Below are 16,361 nucleotides of genomic sequence, written 5' to 3'. Positions count from 1 at the left end.
ATCTTGTGGCGCTAGACCGCGCGCGAGCGCGCACGTTGCTCGAGGCTGGCGATCAGGCTGCGATGGATGTCTTGCTCGGTGTGGATCGGCATCAGGATGAGATTCAAACGGTTGGCGAGTGCCGACAGGGTCTGGCGGCGCTGCTCCCAGGCCTTGCGATAGACCTGCCGGGCTTGCTCGTCATCGGTATCGATGACGATCGAACGGCCATCGGTGCCACGGAAGCTGACCTGCCCCATGGCTGGGATCTCGCGATCGGTCGGATCATCGACCGGAATCAACACCACCGAGCTGCGTTGCCGGAGGTTGCCGAGCACCGGCTCCAGGTCGCGCACCTCGCGATTGAAATCGGCGATGACGAAGATCAGCGAACCGGTCGGCAGGCCACGGGCGGCGCGCTTCAGCGCCCCGGCCAGGCAATCGATCGAGGCGCTCGCGACCGAGCCGGGCAGGGTCAGGGTGCGCAACAGCTGCCAGAGCGCGCGTCGCCCGCGCGCCGGGCGGAAGTGCTGCAAGCCTTGCTCGGGGTCGCCGAAGGCCATGCCGCCGACGCGATCTTGCAGTCGGCTCGCCGCCCAGCCGATCAAGGCCGCCGCGCGCGCCGCCTGCACCGATTTGAAGGTGCCACGGGTGCCGAAGGTCATGTGCGGGCCGCGGTCGACGCAGAGCACCACGCTGCGTTCGCGCTCCTCGCGAAAGATCTTCAGGTGCGGCTCGTTGATGCGTGCCGTGACCTTCCAGTCCATGTAGCGGATATCGTCGCCCTCGCGGTACTCGCGCACCTCCTCGAAGTTGACACCGGCGCCACGGAACACCGAGGCATAGAGCCCGGCGAAGGTCGAGTTGACCAGATGATGCGAGGAGACGCCGAGGGCGTGGGCCTGGTGCCTGAGTTCGAGCAGGTCGTCGAGGCGGGGATAGAGACTCACGTGCCAACGCCGCCCGGGTCAGGGAATCGCCACGAGATTGAGCAGCCGGTCGATGAACTCGTCGGTGGTGATGCCCTCGGCCTCGGCCTCGAAGGTCAGCAGCAACCGGTGGCGCAGCACCTCGGGCGCGATCAGTTGGATATGATGCGGGGCGACGAATTCATCGCCATCGAGCCAGGCGCGCGCGCGCGCGCAGCGGGCCAGCGCGATGCTCGCGCGCGGCGAGCCACCGAAGCGACACCAGCGCGCGAGGGCGTCATCGTAGCGCTTCGGCTGGCGCGTGGCCTGCACCAGGTCGACGATGTAGCTGAGCAGTTTGGGGTCCAGATAGAGCGCTGAGACCGCGCGGCGCATCGCGAACAGCTCTTGCTGGCTGAGCCCCGTCGGCGCGATGACCTCGGGGCGTTGCTGGTCGCTGGCGTCCAGCTCCAGGATGCGCAGTTCCTCATCGCGGGTCGGATAGGTGACCACCGCCTGCATCAGGAAACGGTCGAGCTGGGCCTCGGGCAGATGGTAGGTGCCTTCCTGCTCGACCGGGTTCTGCGTGGCGAGCACCATGAACAACTCCGGCAGCGCGTAGGTGCGCTGGCCGACGGTGATCTGCTGCTCGGCCATCGCCTCGAGCAGGGCCGATTGCACCTTGGCCGGGGCGCGATTGACCTCGTCGGCGAGCAGGATGTTATGGAACAGGGGCCCTTCGCGGAACTCGAACTCGCCCTTTTCGTGGCGATAGATATCGGTGCCGATCAGATCCGAGGGCAAGAGATCCGGCGTGAACTGGATGCGGTGGAAATCGCCTTCGATGGCATCGGCCAGGGCCTTGACGGCGGTGGTCTTGGCCAGCCCCGGCATGCCCTCGACCAACAGATGGCCATCGCTGAGCAGGCAGACCAGCATGCTGTCGACGAAGCGCTGCTGGCCGATGATGCGCGAGGCGATGTGATCGCGAACGGGTTGAAGCGCGTCTGGTGTCATGCCGGTGGGGGTGACTCCCTGCTGCGAGGCGACAAGCTGGATGGCGGCGGGGCTATCCTGATGCGTTTGCTCGGGCTGTGCAAGCGCTGGCTGTCAGCGCCTCTCGGGGCTGTCCGCTTGCGCTGCTGACGCTTCAGGCACGAGCGCCAGTTGCTAAAAAGGGTTGACAACGCATTGCGTCAGAGGTTTAGAGCGCTTAGTTGTCCACACGGCTTCACAACGCGGGGCAGGTCGTTCGGCTTGGCCGCTCGCCACCGAAACCCTCTCGCCTTGGCTGAATTGGCGTCAACAAAAACAAGGGGTTGCGCGGATGGTCAAAAAACCGTCAATTTGTCGGAAGAGTAGGCGAGACGGGCATTCAGGCCATTTGTTAGCGCCTTTTCCACAGAGATATCCACAGCGTCTGTTGAAGAATCCGTAAGCGATTGATGTGCGTGCCACTTGGGTGAGATTGGTGCATCGCTGTCCGGCTCAGCGGACGAGTCGTAACGGTTTTGCCGCTGTCACGACGACATAGTCGAGGCCGGCGTAGACCGTGCTTGGATCGCGGCTGAGCGCGAGTCTCGCCGCGAAGCCGGCGGTCGGATGCAGGCGTTGTAGCGCAGCTGGGTGAGCCCTGAGCCAAAGATGCAAGGGTGCGTAGACCTGGTCACGGATCGACTTGACCTTGATCTGCTCGTAACCGCGCAGCTTGAGTTTGGCGTGATAGGTCGGGATCGGATAGGCATTCTCCCAAGGGATCGAGAATTTACCGGCAACCAAGGCCCAGGATGCTCGGCGTTTGAAGCGTTGCCAGACCCCGCCGCGGGCCGGCCTTGGGATGATGTCGGCGATGGCGATGCGCCCGCCTGGGCGAAGAACGCGGAAGGCCTCGCGCAGGAACTGCTCACGTGAGCGAAAGTGGAATGCGGACTCGAGGGCGATGACCTTGTCGACCGATTCGTCGGGCAGATCCATGGCAGTGGCGGAGCCCTGACGCAGGTCGATCCGTGCGTCCAGGCCTCGGCTTGCGATGCGCTCGCGGGCAACAGCAACCTGAGAGGCGGTCAGATTGAGACCAATGATCCGTGCGGGTCGATAGCGCTCTAACCAGCGCATGTCCTGATCGGCGAAACCGTAACCGACATCCAGCAGGGTTTCTCCAGGTGCCAAACGCACCGCCTCGGCGACCAGGTCGGCAAGCGCTGCGCTGGCGGCATCGAGATCGGTGGCCTCTTGCCAATAACCGAGGTTGAGGTAGAGCCCGTGCTCGGTCGCCGCGCGGGTCGAGAGGAGGTCGTAGATGGCTGGTACATCCAAGCGCTGGAAGGGGTTGAAGAGCCAGTTCAGGTAGCCGAGGGTCTCGCGGGCCCGATGTTGCGGGCGTTGAACGCTGGACGGCTGAAGCTCATTCGTGTGTTGCATGGAGGACCGACTCCGCTGAGGACAGGTGGGGGAATCGTTCAAGGATTGGGGCGATTGCCGAGAAGTCGCGTGAAAGGGCTTGCGCTCGGCGCTTGCGTTCTTGGTCAGGTTTCGGAGTTAATGAATGTGCAATGTCCTTGGCTTAGAAGGGGTTTTTGATGAAAAAAACACGCTATTCGTTGGTTCAGCGGCTGCTGCATTGGCTCATCGCTCTGTTGGTGTTCGGGCTCTTGGCGATGGGCTTCACTTTCTGGTGGCTTGGTTACGAGGGTATCAACGGGCTGTTCGGTGATGAGCTGACCAACAGCTTTTATATGATGCACAAGAGTGTCGGCATCCTGGTCTTCTTCCTCGTCGTGGTGCGCTTGCTGTTGTTTCGCTTCAGCCCAGTGCCCGAGTATCAACCGCCGCTCAGCGGCGTCGAGCGCGTGATCAGTACCACCACCCATGTACTGATGTATCTGCTGTTGATTGGCATCCCGATCGGTGGCTGGCTCGCGACCTCGATCAGCGGCTTCCCGGTGCAATTCTTTGGCTGGTCCCAGCCAGGGCTCGACCCGGCCAACAAGGAGCTTGGTAACCAGCTGTTCCTGATGCACGGGATCGGCGGGCTGGTGCTGCTCGCGGTCTTGCTGCTGCACATCGGCGCCGGTCTTAAGCACTGGAAGATGAAGGACGGCATCATGAAGCGCATCAGTCTGCCTTGATATCCGAGACTCACTCGAGAATGGGCTGGCCCTGACTCGAACGCGTCGTCCGATCCGCCTTGCGCCGACAGGCGGATTAGACGATGCCGGCCAAACGGGTAACAATCAGTCCTTCTGCTGCGGTGTCGGCCAGCGCGGCTTGATGCGCCTGAGGTCGGTTGGTCCCACGCTGATCAACCTGCGGGCGATTGCGTCATGCAATTGCCGTAACCCAGCCGCTGTGGCAGCCTAACCGGTCGATTGACCACGACCGGAGGCAAGAAAATCATGCGCGTCATCCTGCTCGGCGGACCGGGTGCTGGCAAGGGCACCCAGGCCGGCTTCATCAAGACCCATTTCAATATCCCGCAGATCTCGACCGGAGATATGCTGCGCTCACACGTCAAGTCGGGTACGGAACTTGGGCAGGCGGCGAAGAAGATCATGGATGAAGGTGGGCTGGTCTCGGACGAGATCATCCTGGGGATGGTCAAGGAACGCATCAGCGAACCGGACTGTGAGAACGGATTCCTGTTCGATGGCTTTCCGCGCACCCTGGCCCAGGCCGATGCGTTGAAGGAAGTGGGGGTGCCGATCGATGCCGTGGTCGAGATCGATGTGCCGGATGAGGAGATCGTCAAACGCATGGCCGGGCGTCGCGTGCATCCGGCGTCCGGGCGCACCTATCACGTCGAATACAATCCGCCTCGTGAAGAAGGCAAGGACGACGAGACTGGCGAGGCGCTGATCCTGCGCGATGACGATAAAGAAGAGACGGTCCGAGCGCGGCTGAAGGTCTATCACGAGCAGACCGAGCCGCTGATCGCCTATTACTCGGCTTGGGCCGAGAAGGGCGGGGATGGGGCGCCGAGCTATTTGCGCGTCGATGGGGTGGGCGAGATGGATGAGATCCGCGATAAAATCATCACTGGCCTCGAAGCCCAGGCGCGTTAAAACCCGGCCGGCGTGATGCCGGCCGGGCTGTGAAAAGCAACAGGTGCCGGAACGGCACCGCGAGTTTATCCCGATGAAAGGTCGGGTTTTAGGCAGGCTTGCGGAAGTGGATGATGCCCCAGCTCAGATGCCCGTTGCGCCCGCCCTCGACCCAATGGCCGAGCCCGGCGAGCATGCGCTCGACGTAATCGTCCGAGACCTTCCCCTTGAGCGCGTCCCGCTGTTCGCGCAGGGTATCGCCGACGCGTGAGTAATGCGTGATCAGGTTCTCGGTCATATCCAGGATCTCGACCTCTTCCCAACCGAGCCGTTTGGCCTGTTCCCGGTAGAACGCGAACGAGCCCAGGCTCGAGAGGTGGATGCGGTCGAAGATTGGCTGTAGCACACCGTTCGGACAATCGTCGGCCTGCATCGGATCGGTAAAGATCAGCTCGCCGCCGGGCTTCAGCACCCGATCGATCTCATCCATGACCTTGTCGCGATGGCCCGAATGCAGGAACGCATCCTGCGACCAGGCGACGTCGAAGCTGGCATCGGGTGCGGGGACATCCTCGAAGCTGGCATCAACGACCTCGATCAGCTGGTCGAGCCCGGCCGCTTGGTTCATCTCGCGGTCGCGCTGGTTTTCGGCCTCGCTTAGATTCAGCGCCATGACCTGGCACCCAAAGCGCTTGGCGAGGTGGCGCGCGGCGCCACCATAGCCAGCGCCAAGGTCGATCACGCGCGCGTCTGGACGCGAGAGCGGTGCGGCGATGCGGTCGGCGATGCGCTCAACGGTGCGAGCCGAGGCGGCCGCGATCGGCTCCTCGGCGCTCTCGTAGAGGCCGATGTGAATATCCTCACCGCCCCAGACGTGATAGTAGAAGTTGTCCGCGTCTTCGCTGTTGTAGTAGCTACGCGCGGTCTCGACGACATCGGAATACGGTTGGTTCATCCGTTACCTCCAAGATAGGCCTTCTCGGCGAGGTGAATGAAAAAGTCTGGCTCTGCTTCCCGGTAAGTCTCCTGGAAGTCGCCGTAGGTGTCGACGCGTTGGAAACCGACCTCTTGCATCAGACGCTGCACATAGGCCTTGCGTAGCGGAAACATATTCAGGTGATAGGTCGAACCGTCGCCGAAGCTGTACTTGAAGCGTGCCAGAGACTCGTCGACGTGCTCGGGCTCGGCGCGCACGCTGTCGCCACAATAATAGTAATTATGGGTCGGTTGCACCTGATGATCGAGCAGGGCGTCATAGTTGCGCTGATCCAAGATCAGCACGCCGTCATGCTTCAGCGTGGCGTAGAACTCGGCGAGTGTCTTGCGCCGATCGGCCTCCTCATGCAAGTGGGTGAAGGAGTTGCCGAGGCAGATGACGGCGTCGTAGAGGTCGTGCACATTCTGGTTCAGCCAGCGCCAGTCGGCGTGGATGGTGCGCAGGATGTGGCCGCGTTTGCGCGCGTTCTCGAAGGCCTTGGCCAACATCACCGGGTTACCGTCGGCGCTGGTGACCTCGAAGCCGGCCTCGAGTAGCTGCACCGAGTGATAGCCGGTGCCGGTGGCGACGTCGAGCACCTTCTTGGCGCCGCGCTCGCGCAGCTTCTGGATGAAGAATTCGCCTTCGGCCTTGGAGCGGCCGTCCCAATCGATCAGCTCATCCCATTTATCGACAAAGCCCTCGATGTACTCTTCCTGATATTTCTCGCTGTCGCGCACGGCGAGCGGATCATCACCGTAATTTTGTTGTGTTGATGCGTGTTGCTGCATGGTCTGGCTCCCGGGTGATGCGCTACGCGAAGCACCAGCCGACGCTCGAGTAAGCGCGCGGCAATAGCGTGACGAGACGGTGGTTCGCGAGCGAAGTGAGCCGTTCCGCGCTGCCTCGGTGGATGGGCGGTAGAACGGCGAAGAAGACGCTATGATACATCGTGCCCAAAGCTTTTGGAACGCCGATCAGGGGTTTTAGGCCGTGCCATGTGCTCTAGAGCCTCCTTAACCCTATGATAATAAGTGTTTTATCCTGAGTTTAGGAGCGTTCTTTGCTTGCTGAAAGTGTTTTGTGACCAAATATTGACGGATGGGTGACGATGACGACCGCGGACAGCCGTTGTGACGATGTATTGGTGGCCCTGCGCCGAGTGATCCGAGCGGTTGGGCTGCATTCGCGCCAGCTCGAGCGCAGCCATGGGCTGACCGCACCACAGGCCTTGGTGTTGAAGACGACGATCAGTCTCGGGGAGGCGTCGGTGGGCACGGTGGCTAAGCACATCAGCCTGAGCCAGGCGACGGTGACCGATATCCTGAACCGATTGGAAAATCGTCAACTCGTGGTCCGTGCGCGTAGTCGCGAGGACCGACGCCGGGTGTTGGTCAGCGCCACCGAGCAGGCGGTAGCAATCATGTCGCGCTCGCCACCCTTGCTTCAGGAGGCCTTTGTGCAAAGGTTTCTAGCGCTTGAGGATTGGGAGCAGAACCTGCTGATCTCGTCGTTGCAGCGGATTACCACGCTGATGGGCGTCGAACAGCTCGATGCGTCACCGGTATTGGTGGCTGGGCCGGTGGCGGCCGATGGGGAGCCGCTGGCTTCCGTTGCTCACACCGATGACGAAAGCTTCTCCGATCTCGGCTAGTATGCTGCTCAATCATTCTATGCCCAGATGCCGAGATCCTGAGATCGCGAGCCCGTGAAGACTGCCAGCATTGCTTATCGCGTCGCCGACTTCCTGCGCCGCCATCCGCCGTTTCAGTATCTCGAGGAGTCGGAGCTGCTGGAGCTGGTCTCTGGCGGTCGGGTGCTCTTCCACGAGGATGGCGAGTTGGTGTTCGAGCACGGCCAGAAGCGTCGTCCTTATGTTTATGTGATCCAGAAGGGTGTGGTCCGTCTTGTCGAGCACACTGACGAGACCGATGGCAGCGAGGTGGTTGAGGTCTTGCGTGACGTGCGCGGCGAGGGCGACCTGCTCGGGGTCGGGCGCTATCTCGGGATCACCGAGCACACCTACACCGCGCGCACCGAGACCGAGGTCATCCTCTACGCCTTACCTGCGAACCTGTTTTGGGAGCAGATTAAGCGCCATCCGCGCGCGAGCCACTTTCTGGCGGCTTACTTCAGGGTGGCGATCACGCCGCCGGGCCTCGATAGCGATCCATCTCGCGCCGACGAGCTGCGGCTTGGGCGGCGACCGGTCGATTGGATGGCAAAACGAGTCGAGCAATTGCCATCCGCGATCATCTGCGACCTTGAGACTCCAGTGCACGAGGTTGCGGCGCGCCTCGCTGATCAGCCTCCAGGTGCCGCCGCCGTGGTGATTGATGACCAAGGCGCGCCAAGGGGGTTGATTTCGACGCGCGCGCTGAGTGATCGCGTCGCCAGCGCGGAGCTGCCGCTCGATGCTCCGGCCACGCGGCTGATGGCGCCGGTCACCGATGTGCTGCCCCCAGGGCTGCCGGCCGGTCTCTATCTAACCCGGATGCTCGAGCTGCAGCTCGAGCATCTGGTGCTGACCAAGGACGGCTGTCATCGCGGGCCGGTGCGCGCGGTGCTGGCGCGGCGGGATCTGACCCGGATCGAGGCCGCAGCGCCGCTCGCCATCGTCGAGGATATGTCGCGGGCCGGCGGAATCTACGAGCTTTCCGGCTTACTGGCGCAAGGCCAGGCCTTCCTGGCGGCCGGGCTCACCGATGCAGAGGCGCTGCGCTGGTTGGCGCCAATGGCCACCGCACTCTACGCTGCGGTGCTGCGCCGCGTGGTGGTGCTGGTCGAGGGTGCCTTGCTCGCTGAAGGTCATGAGATACCCGCCCTTAAGCACTGCTGGGTGTTCTTCGGCGCCGCCGGCCGCGGTGAACTGACGACCCTCTACGACCTCGACCACGGGCTGATCTACGACGAGCCAGAACCCGATCAGCGACGCGCGGCGCGCGGCTATTTTCTCGAATTGGGCCGCCGGGTCAGTGCCGCGCTCGCTGCGTGCGGTTTCGTGAGCACCGCCAAGGGCATCGTCTCTGGGCATCCGAGCGCCTGTCGCTCGATCAACGAGTGGGAGATCGGTTTCAGCCACTGGATTCGTGAGCCGCTCGAGAGCTGCGTCTATCGCGCCACCTCGTTCTTCGATCTGCGCCCGGTGCATGGGGATTGCACGCTGGTCGCGCGCTTGCACCAGCATATTCATAGCGAAGAGGAACAGAGCCCCGGCTTTGTGCCCTTGTTGGTGGCTGATTCAATGGCCAATCTGCCGCCCTTGACCTTCTTTCGTGGCCTGGTGATCGATGATGACGGTCGCTATACCGAGACCCTGGATGTACAACGCGCCACCCTGCAGCCGGTGGTCGATCTGGCGCGCGCGTTGGCGTTGGATGCCGGGATCGATCAGCCCGTGGGGACACTTGAACGTTTGAGTGCGCTCTCTCCCGAGGGCGAGGACGCGGTGGCCTTGGTGAACGAGACCATCGCCGCCTTCCGCAACGCGCTCTACTACCGCACCCGCGCTGGATTATCGGGCCATTCCGATGGCAGCCAGATCGAGCCTTCCAAGCTGACCCGGCTCGAGCAGAATCTGCTCAAGTCGGGCTTTCGGACCGTACTCGGGCTGATGGAGTACACGGGGAAGCGTTATGGTGCCGCGCCAAGACGCTGAGAGAGACCGAGATGATCGACACCCCATCGCTCGAATCAACACTGGCCGCCTACCGCTCGGCATTCGAGCCGACTTGGAGTGACGAGGATAGGCTCGAGCAAATGCGCTTCTGCGTGCTCGACTGCGAGACCACCGGGCTCGATCCGAAGCGCCATCGCATTGTCAGCATTGGCGCGGTGGCGGTCAGCGAGGGGCAGATCGATCTCAGTGACCGCCTCGAGGTTCTGTTGCGCGTGCGTTTCAACACCGCCGCGACCCTGGTGCATGGCATCACTCGTAGCGAGACCCAGCACGCGCTAGATGAGTCCGAAGCGCTTTCTGCCCTGCTGCGCTACCTCGGCGATGGGGTCATTGTTGGCCACCACATCAGCCATGATCTGGCGATGATCGACGCGGCCTTGGCGCGTTATGGCACCGATCGGCTGCGCAATCGGCACCTGGATACGGGCCAATTGACCTTGGCCCTGATCGAGGAGGGTGCCTTCGGCCCCGAACCGGGTCTTGAGGACCTCTCGTTGGATGGACTCTGCCGCTTCTTCGGTATTGTCCCGCACGACCGCCACACGGCGCCTGGAGATGCCTTCCTGACCGCGCTGATCTTACTCAGGCTACTGCGGGTCGCCGCGCGCTCTGGCCGCGCGACCCTGGCCGGGCTTCTGCGCCCACCAAAGCCACATGCACATGATGAAGGGAGCTAGCAGCAAGAGGTGCCTGGACCACGGGCTAACCTCTCTATTGGTGCATCGGCATCGCGTTTGGATCGATGCGTTTGACCGGCAGGCTCAGCGTCTGGTTTCCGCCGTCGTCGAAGCCGAGGGTCAGTTCGACCTGATTGCCCGGGGCGAGCGTCTCGGTGAGACCAATCAACATCACATGCAGACCGCCTGGCTCCAGGGTGACGGTCTCGCCCGCGGGTAGAGTAATCTGCTCGACCTGGCGCATTCGCATCATGTCGTCTTCCATGCGGTGGGTGTGCAATTCGACCACCTCGGCCTTGTCGCTTTCAGCGGCAAGCAAGGCGCGATCGTTGCCGCTGTGGTTAGTGATGCTCATGAATGCGGCGCTGCTCGGCTGCCCAGGTGGCACTGCACGCACATAAGCGTCTTGGACCTCGATGGTCTCGGCGAGCGTGGTTGCTTGCAGGCCGAAGACCAGGGCCAGTGTTGGGATCAGAGTCGAAAGCGCGCGTTTGATTGTTCTCATCCTGTGGTCTCCGGGAGTGGTGAACGGGGTGCTGAGTGTATGCTGAATCATCATTTCGTTATTTTATCGACATCATATTGTCATCCGGCTGTGCTGAAGTAAGGGGGGTGTGGTCGGCGCCCTCAAGCGCCCGTTCGGCCGCATTCTCGCACTATCCCTACGCAGGCACGATAGAGGTTGTCATGATGTTAAGTTCTCAGCTCCGCCGGCGCGCGTTGCTCGCGTCGGCCGTTGCCGGCGCGCTGCTGTTCGCGTCCGGCGCTTGCGCAACGCCAGTCAAGAACGTGATCATCCTGATCCCTGACGGTAACCACACCTCGGTCCAGACGCTAGCACGCTGGTATCGCGGCGCACCGCTCGCGGTCGACGAGATGGGCGCCGGTACCATGTCGACCGATATGGTCAATTCGGTCATCACCGGCTCAGCCGCTGCCGCGACGGCACAATCGACCAGCTATAAGACCACGGTGCGCTTCCTCGGCATCGGCCCGCGCCCGGACGATGCGCTCAGTACCTACCAGCTACCCGAAGGGATTCCAGCGGTGGGCGATGAGGCGCGCTGGAACTGGCTTGCCTATCGGCCAATGGCCACGGTCCTCGAGGGCGCGCAGCAGGTTGGCAAGGCCACAGGTCTGATCTCGACCTCGCGCATCACCCATGCTACCCCGGCTGGCTATGCGGTGCATGTCGATGATCGCGGCAAAGATAATGAGATCATGGAGCAGCTCGTTTACCAGGGCTTGGATGTCGTCTTTGGCGGCGGCGGGCGTCACCTGCTGCCCGAAAGCGAGGGCGGGCGTCGCACCGATGGGGAAAACCTTGCCGAGGTACTGAGGGAGCGCGGCTATCAACTGCCTGAGACTGCCGATGAGCTTGCTGCCCTCAGCAGCGGTCGGGCATGGGGGATGTTCGCCAGCAGCCACATGATGCCCGATCTCGATCGCCGTTATCGCCTGAGTCAGGGCGAGCCGGTCACCGAGCCGTCGCTGGCCGAGATGACGGCGAAAGCGATCGAGCTGCTTTCCCAACACCCCGACGGGTTCTTCTTGGTCGTCGAGGCAAGCCAGGTCGATTGGGCTGGCCATGCCACTGATCCGATCTACCACCTGCAAGACTTTCTCGCCTTCGACGACGCTGTGCGCGTCGCTCTCGAGTTCGCTAAGCAAGACGGTGAGACGCTGCTGCTCGGTGCACCCGATCACAACACCGGCGCCATGACCATCGGTAACTGGTCGACCAGCCGCACCTACACGGGGATCACGGTGGAGGAGTTGCTCGATCCGCTGCGCGGCATGAAGGTGACCTCCGGTTATCTCGCCGCCCAACTCCCGGATGAGCCAGACGCAGCGGCGATCAAGGCCACCGTGGCCGACTATTGGGGGATCGCGTTGAGCGATGAGGACGTGGCCGAGATTCAGACTGAGGCCGAGGCCGTGGGTTACACTTACGCAATCGCCAAGGTCGTGAGCGCCAATCACACCGTCTTTGGCTGGACGACCCATGGCCACACCGGTGAGGATGTCACGCTCTGGAGCTATGGCCCGATGGCGCCGGTTGGCCAGCTCGACAATACCGAGCTTGGCCTGGCTGTTGCTAGTGCGTTCGATCTCAATCTGGATCTCGGCGATCCGCAGGGGCTCAACCAGGCTCTGTTCGTCGACGCTGAAGAGGCCTTCCCAGGGCAGACGCGCACTGATCTCTCTGATCCGGAGAATCCGGTGCTTGAGATCAGCCACTGGCGTCTCCCGGCGAACAAGGACCAGATGCAAATGATGCGTTTCGGACGCACCTGCCAACTCGACGGATTGGTCGTCTACGCCCCTGAGGCCAACGAGGGTCTTGGTCGTTGGTTCATCCCGCGCAAGGCCGTCGAACTGACGCGCAATCCGCGGCTTTGGTTCACTGAAGAATGCCGCCGCTGAAGCAGCGCGGATAGGGACCTTTTGCTAGCCAGGGATGGCCGAAAGAATTGGGTCACCGCACCATGCGGGGCGCAAGCAACTGGATCAAGCGACTGGCCTTGTCGAAGGTCTCGCGGTATTCCTGCTCCGCATCGGAGTCGACCACCAGGCCGCCGCCGGCCCAGAGGCGAACCTGTCCCGCGCTGTGGACGATGGTACGGATGGCGATGTTGGTGTCCATGGCACCATCGAAGCCGAGATAGCCAATCGCGCCGCAGTAGACGCCGCGCCGGTGTGGCTCGAGTTGCTCGATGATCTGCATCGTGCGGATCTTGGGCGCGCCAGTGATCGAGCCGCCCGGGAAGCAGGCGCGCAGTAGCGAAGTGGCGTCCTCCTCGTCGCGAAGCTCGCCGCGCACGGTGCTGACGAGGTGATGCACCGAGGCATAGGTTTCGGTCGCGAACAGGGCCGGGACCTGGATGCTGCCCGGACGGCAGACGCGCCCCAGATCATTGCGCAGCAGATCGACGATCATCAGGTTCTCGGCGCGATCCTTCTCGCTTTGGCTCAACGCCTGGCGCAGCGCGGCATCCTCGGCGGCGTTCGCGCCGCGCGGGCGGGTGCCTTTGATGGGCTGGGTCTCGACCTGGCCGTGGCGCAGCGAGAGGAAGCGCTCTGGCGATGAACTCAAGACCTCGCCGAAGGGCGTCTTGAGATAGGCCGAGAAGGGCGCTGGATTCGATTCACGCAGGCGGCAATAGGCGGCCCAGGGGTCGCCGTCGGCGGGGGCCGCGAAACGCTGGGCGAGATTGACCTGGTAGCAATCGCCGGCGTGGATATAGGCTTGGACGCGCTCGAAGGCGTTGGCATAGGCGGCCTGCGAGAGATTCGAGTGCAGTGGAGTGATCGCGCGCAGTGGACCGGTGGCTAGCGAAGCTGCGGTCTTGTCCGCCGCCAGGCGTGATGACGCAGCGAAAACGTGCTCGACCAGTCGCGGCCAGCGCACACCAGTTCTCGTATCCCGCTCGGCACCGACCAGCCAGCTACGCTGCTCGGCATGGTCGACGAGCAGGGCCCAGTCGAAGATGCCAATCGCCATCTCGGGCAGTCCCTCGCCATCTCTGGCCAGCATTGGCAGACGCTCGATGCGACGCGCGAGATCGTAACCGAACCAACCGACGGCGCCGCCGGCGAAGGGCAGACCGGCAGGTGGCGGTTCGCCGCGCTCGCCGAGTGCCTCGCGCAGGAGTGCGAACGGGTCATCGCCCGAGTGACGGACTCCGCGCGCATCACGGATCTCGGTGATCGCGCCGCGCGTGACCAGGGTCGCGCTTGGGTCGGCGACGAGGATGTCCCAGCGGCCTCTTGAACAGCCGGGCCGCGCGCTGTCGAGCAGCATCGCCCAAGGGCGCCCGCTCAAGGGCGCGAACAGGGCGCTGCTGTCAGATCGATAGGGAAGCTCGGTGAGCCGAGCCATGGCAGCTCTAGGGCAATGCTAAGGCCGCGACGCGACCGCTATGGGCAACCACCCGAGGCCGATGGAGTCGGCCTCGGGCGATTGCAGGTCCAGATGGCGAAGCCGTGATGATCGGCCGGTGCTCAGTCGTCGCCCGCGCGCTGATAGGCGTCGGCGAGTTGCTTCTGCACGTTGGCCGGCACCGGGGCATAGTGGCTCAGCTCGATGCTGTAGGTACCCTCGCCGCCGGTGATCGACTTCAGCCGCGATTCATAGCCCTCCAACTCCGCCAGCGGCGCCTCGCCCTCGATGAGGATGCGCCCGCGGCTCTTAGCCTCGCTGCCGTTGATGCGCCCGCGTCGCCCGGACAGATCGCCGGCGAGATCGCCCATGTTGCTGTCCGGCGCGGTGATGCGGATCTTGACGATCGGCTCGAGGATCGCAGGCTTGGCCTTGAGCACGGCCTCGATGAAGGCCTTTTTGCCGGCGGTGGCGAAGGCGATGTCCTTGGAGTCGACTGGATGCGATTTACCATCGTAGACCGCGACGCGCACATCATCCATCGGATAGCCAGCGAGGGCGCCTTCCTCGAGCACCTGGCGCACGCCTTTTTCGATCGACGGGATGAACTGGTTCGGGATGCAGCCCCCGACGGTCTCGTCGGCGAACTCGAAGCCGCTGCCTTGCTCGCGCGGCTCGATGCGCAGATAGACCTCGCCGAACTGGCCGGCGCCACCGGTCTGCTTCTTGTGCCGGTGATGACCCTCGGCCTTGGCGGTGATGGTCTCGCGGTAGGGGATGCTCGGCGGGCGGGTCTCGACCTCGACGTGGAACTGCTCCGAGAGCCGGCGCAGCAGCACCTTGAGATGCACCTCGCCGAGGCCGCGCATCACGGTCTCGTTGGCGGCGGCGTTGTGCTCGATGTGGAAGCAGGGATCTTCGGATTCGAGCTTGTGCAGGGCGTCGTTGAGCTTCTGCTCATCGCCGCGCTTAGCGACGGTGATCGCGAGTCCGAACAGCGGCAGCGGGCATTCGATGCTGCGCAGATGGAAGTGGTCCTCCTCGTGCGAGTCGTGCAGCACGGCGTCGAAGTGGATGTCGTCGACGCGTGAGACGGCGAGGATGTCGCCCGGCACACCCTCATCGGCCTCGATCAACTCCTTACCGTGCACCCGATACAGATGGGTGACCTTGAACGGCTTGCGCGCATCGCCGATCAACAGCTGGCTATTCGGCGTGATGCGGCCCTGATGGACGCGGAAGATGCCGATCTTGCCGCGGAAGGGGTCGTTGATGATCTTGAACACATGCGCGATGGCATGCTTGCTCGGATCGGGCTCGACGCTGACCGGCTTCAGGTTCGCGCCTTCGCCCTTCATGAACGGCGGCGGGTTGCCCTCGGCCGGGTTCGGCATCAGCCGCACCAGGATTTCCATCAGCTCGGGGATGCCGGCACCGGTCTCGGCGGAGCAGAAGCAGATCGGTACCAGATGGGATTCGCGCAGGGCTTCCTCGAAGGGATCGTGCAGCTGTTCGGGCTTGAGTTCCGAACCTTGCTCCAGGTAGACCTCCATCAGCGCCTCGTCGACCTCGACCACCTGATCGATGATCTGACCGTGGGCCTCTGCGACCGAGGAGAAGTCGGTGCTGTCACCGGCGGGGTTGAAGAAGCAGTCGATGACGCGCTGACCGCCCTCGGCCGGCAGATTGATCGGCAGGCATTCGGCGCCGAAGGTCTCGCGCAGCTGCTCGGTGAGGCCGGCGAGATCGACACCGGCGGCGTCGATGCGGTTGACGATGATGATGCGGCACAGGTTGCGGTTGTCGGCCGCCTTCCAGGCGCGCTGGGTGAGCGGCTCGATGCCGTTCTCGGCGTTGACCACGATGGCGGCGGTCTCGACCGCGTTCAGCACCGAGAGAGTGCGACCGAGGAAGTCCGGATAGCCGGGGGTGTCGAGCAGGTTGATGTGTTTGCCGTGGGCACTGAAGCCGGTGATGCCGACATCGAGCGAATGCCGCAGCTCCTTTTCCATGTCGTCGTAATCGCAGACCGTGGTGCCTTTGGTCACGCTGCCGGGCTCGGCGATGGCGCCGGCGCTCGCGAGCAGTGCTTCGACGAGGGTGGTCTTGCCGGAACCGGCGTGGCCGACGAGGGCGATGTTGCGGACGTCCTCGGCGTTATAGTCAGACATGCGGGAACCCTTTTCGCGCTTGAGTAATGGGCAGGGCCGGCGCAGCGG

The 16,361-nt window shown here is 63.3% G+C and carries 14 protein-coding genes; 6 read left to right on the top strand and 8 right to left on the bottom strand.

Going from position 1 to position 16,361, the window contains the following annotated elements:
- Nucleotides 1-11 precede the first annotated feature (11 nt).
- The 3 genes from CCR82_RS12970 to CCR82_RS12960 all read right to left on the bottom strand — a co-directional run bounded on the left by CCR82_RS12970 (nt 12) and on the right by CCR82_RS12960 (nt 3,308).
- Nucleotides 12-929 (bottom strand): DUF58 domain-containing protein, encoded by a 918-nt coding sequence (locus CCR82_RS12970; RefSeq protein ID WP_201246220.1) that lies wholly within the window; start codon nt 927-929, stop codon nt 12-14.
- Nucleotides 930-947: 18 nt separating this feature from the next.
- Nucleotides 948-1,904, bottom strand: a complete 957-nt coding sequence (locus CCR82_RS12965; protein ID WP_201246219.1) for an AAA family ATPase — start codon at nt 1,902-1,904, stop codon at nt 948-950.
- Between the two features lie 471 nt (nt 1,905-2,375).
- Nucleotides 2,376-3,308, bottom strand: coding sequence for a class I SAM-dependent methyltransferase (locus CCR82_RS12960; protein WP_201246218.1), 933 nt, complete (start codon nt 3,306-3,308; stop codon nt 2,376-2,378).
- 158 nt (nt 3,309-3,466) lie between these two features.
- On the opposite strand from CCR82_RS12960, the gene CCR82_RS12955 reads away from it, so the two are divergent.
- A complete protein-coding gene (locus tag CCR82_RS12955; protein WP_201246217.1) occupies nt 3,467-4,015 on the top strand; it encodes a cytochrome b in 549 nt (182 codons plus the stop codon).
- Nucleotides 4,016-4,282: 267 nt separating this feature from the next.
- Nucleotides 4,283-4,948 (top strand): adenylate kinase, encoded by a 666-nt coding sequence (gene adk, locus CCR82_RS12950; protein ID WP_201246216.1) that lies wholly within the window; start codon nt 4,283-4,285, stop codon nt 4,946-4,948.
- Between the two features lie 88 nt (nt 4,949-5,036).
- Here adk and CCR82_RS12945 read toward each other — a convergent pair whose 3' ends face one another.
- Both CCR82_RS12945 and CCR82_RS12940 read right to left on the bottom strand, forming a co-directional pair.
- Nucleotides 5,037-5,882, bottom strand: a complete 846-nt coding sequence (locus CCR82_RS12945; protein WP_201246215.1) for an SAM-dependent methyltransferase — start codon at nt 5,880-5,882, stop codon at nt 5,037-5,039.
- Nucleotides 5,879-6,694, bottom strand: coding sequence for a glycine/sarcosine N-methyltransferase (locus CCR82_RS12940; protein WP_201246214.1), 816 nt, complete (start codon nt 6,692-6,694; stop codon nt 5,879-5,881). The genes CCR82_RS12945 and CCR82_RS12940 overlap by 4 nt, the downstream gene beginning before the upstream one ends.
- Before the next feature lie 320 nt (nt 6,695-7,014).
- On the opposite strand from CCR82_RS12940, the gene CCR82_RS12935 reads away from it, so the two are divergent.
- The 3 genes from CCR82_RS12935 to CCR82_RS12925 are packed head-to-tail and all read left to right on the top strand — an operon-like array spanning nt 7,015 to nt 10,259.
- Nucleotides 7,015-7,557: a MarR family winged helix-turn-helix transcriptional regulator gene (locus tag CCR82_RS12935; RefSeq protein WP_201246213.1), complete on the top strand. Its 543-nt coding sequence runs from the start codon at nt 7,015-7,017 to the stop codon at nt 7,555-7,557.
- A gap of 54 nt (nt 7,558-7,611) precedes the next feature.
- Entirely contained in the window at nt 7,612-9,561 is a 1,950-nt protein-coding gene (locus CCR82_RS12930) for a DUF294 nucleotidyltransferase-like domain-containing protein (RefSeq protein WP_201246212.1), read from the top strand.
- Nucleotides 9,562-9,572: 11 nt separating this feature from the next.
- Complete coding sequence (locus CCR82_RS12925) at nt 9,573-10,259, top strand: 3'-5' exonuclease (RefSeq protein ID WP_201246211.1); 687 nt, start codon at nt 9,573-9,575, stop codon at nt 10,257-10,259.
- Nucleotides 10,260-10,293: 34 nt separating this feature from the next.
- Here CCR82_RS12925 and CCR82_RS12920 read toward each other — a convergent pair whose 3' ends face one another.
- Entirely contained in the window at nt 10,294-10,764 is a 471-nt protein-coding gene (locus CCR82_RS12920) for a copper chaperone PCu(A)C (protein WP_201246210.1), read from the bottom strand.
- Nucleotides 10,765-10,946: 182 nt separating this feature from the next.
- Here CCR82_RS12920 and CCR82_RS12915 point away from each other — a divergent pair, with 182 nt between their 5' ends.
- Nucleotides 10,947-12,686 carry an alkaline phosphatase gene (locus tag CCR82_RS12915; RefSeq protein ID WP_201246209.1) on the top strand — a complete coding sequence of 580 codons (1,740 nt, stop codon included), beginning with the start codon at nt 10,947-10,949 and terminating at the stop codon, nt 12,684-12,686.
- Between the two features lie 52 nt (nt 12,687-12,738).
- Here the strand turns inward: CCR82_RS12915 and pabB are convergent, their stop codons facing one another.
- Complete coding sequence (gene pabB / locus CCR82_RS12910; RefSeq protein ID WP_201246208.1) at nt 12,739-14,142, bottom strand: aminodeoxychorismate synthase component I; 1,404 nt, start codon at nt 14,140-14,142, stop codon at nt 12,739-12,741.
- 122 nt (nt 14,143-14,264) lie between these two features.
- On the bottom strand, nt 14,265-16,313 hold the full coding sequence (gene fusA / locus CCR82_RS12905; protein WP_201246207.1) for an elongation factor G: 2,049 nt from the start codon (nt 16,311-16,313) through the stop codon (nt 14,265-14,267).
- Between the last annotated feature and the right edge of the window lie 48 nt (nt 16,314-16,361).

This window comes from Halochromatium salexigens, from assembly GCF_016653295.1.
Classification (GTDB): Bacteria; Pseudomonadota; Gammaproteobacteria; order Chromatiales; family Chromatiaceae; genus Lamprobacter; species Lamprobacter salexigens.
Note: the sequence above shows the minus strand (reverse complement) of the source record. Positions and strands in the feature narration are given on the sequence as shown.

Coding starts and splice junctions, on each gene's coding strand:
- CCR82_RS12965 (WP_201246219.1), bottom strand. CDS start 1,904: ATGACACCAGACGCGCTTCAACCCGTTCGCGATCACATCGCCTCGCGC.
- CCR82_RS12960 (WP_201246218.1), bottom strand. CDS start 3,308: ATGCAACACACGAATGAGCTTCAGCCGTCCAGCGTTCAACGCCCGCAA.
- CCR82_RS12955 (WP_201246217.1), top strand. CDS start 3,467: ATGAAAAAAACACGCTATTCGTTGGTTCAGCGGCTGCTGCATTGGCTC.
- adk (WP_201246216.1), top strand. CDS start 4,283: ATGCGCGTCATCCTGCTCGGCGGACCGGGTGCTGGCAAGGGCACCCAG.
- CCR82_RS12945 (WP_201246215.1), bottom strand. CDS start 5,882: ATGAACCAACCGTATTCCGATGTCGTCGAGACCGCGCGTAGCTACTAC.
- CCR82_RS12940 (WP_201246214.1), bottom strand. CDS start 6,694: ATGCAGCAACACGCATCAACACAACAAAATTACGGTGATGATCCGCTC.
- CCR82_RS12935 (WP_201246213.1), top strand. CDS start 7,015: ATGACGACCGCGGACAGCCGTTGTGACGATGTATTGGTGGCCCTGCGC.
- CCR82_RS12925 (WP_201246211.1), top strand. CDS start 9,573: ATGATCGACACCCCATCGCTCGAATCAACACTGGCCGCCTACCGCTCG.
- CCR82_RS12920 (WP_201246210.1), bottom strand. CDS start 10,764: ATGAGAACAATCAAACGCGCGCTTTCGACTCTGATCCCAACACTGGCC.
- CCR82_RS12915 (WP_201246209.1), top strand. CDS start 10,947: ATGATGTTAAGTTCTCAGCTCCGCCGGCGCGCGTTGCTCGCGTCGGCC.
- pabB (WP_201246208.1), bottom strand. CDS start 14,142: ATGGCTCGGCTCACCGAGCTTCCCTATCGATCTGACAGCAGCGCCCTG.
- fusA (WP_201246207.1), bottom strand. CDS start 16,313: ATGTCTGACTATAACGCCGAGGACGTCCGCAACATCGCCCTCGTCGGC.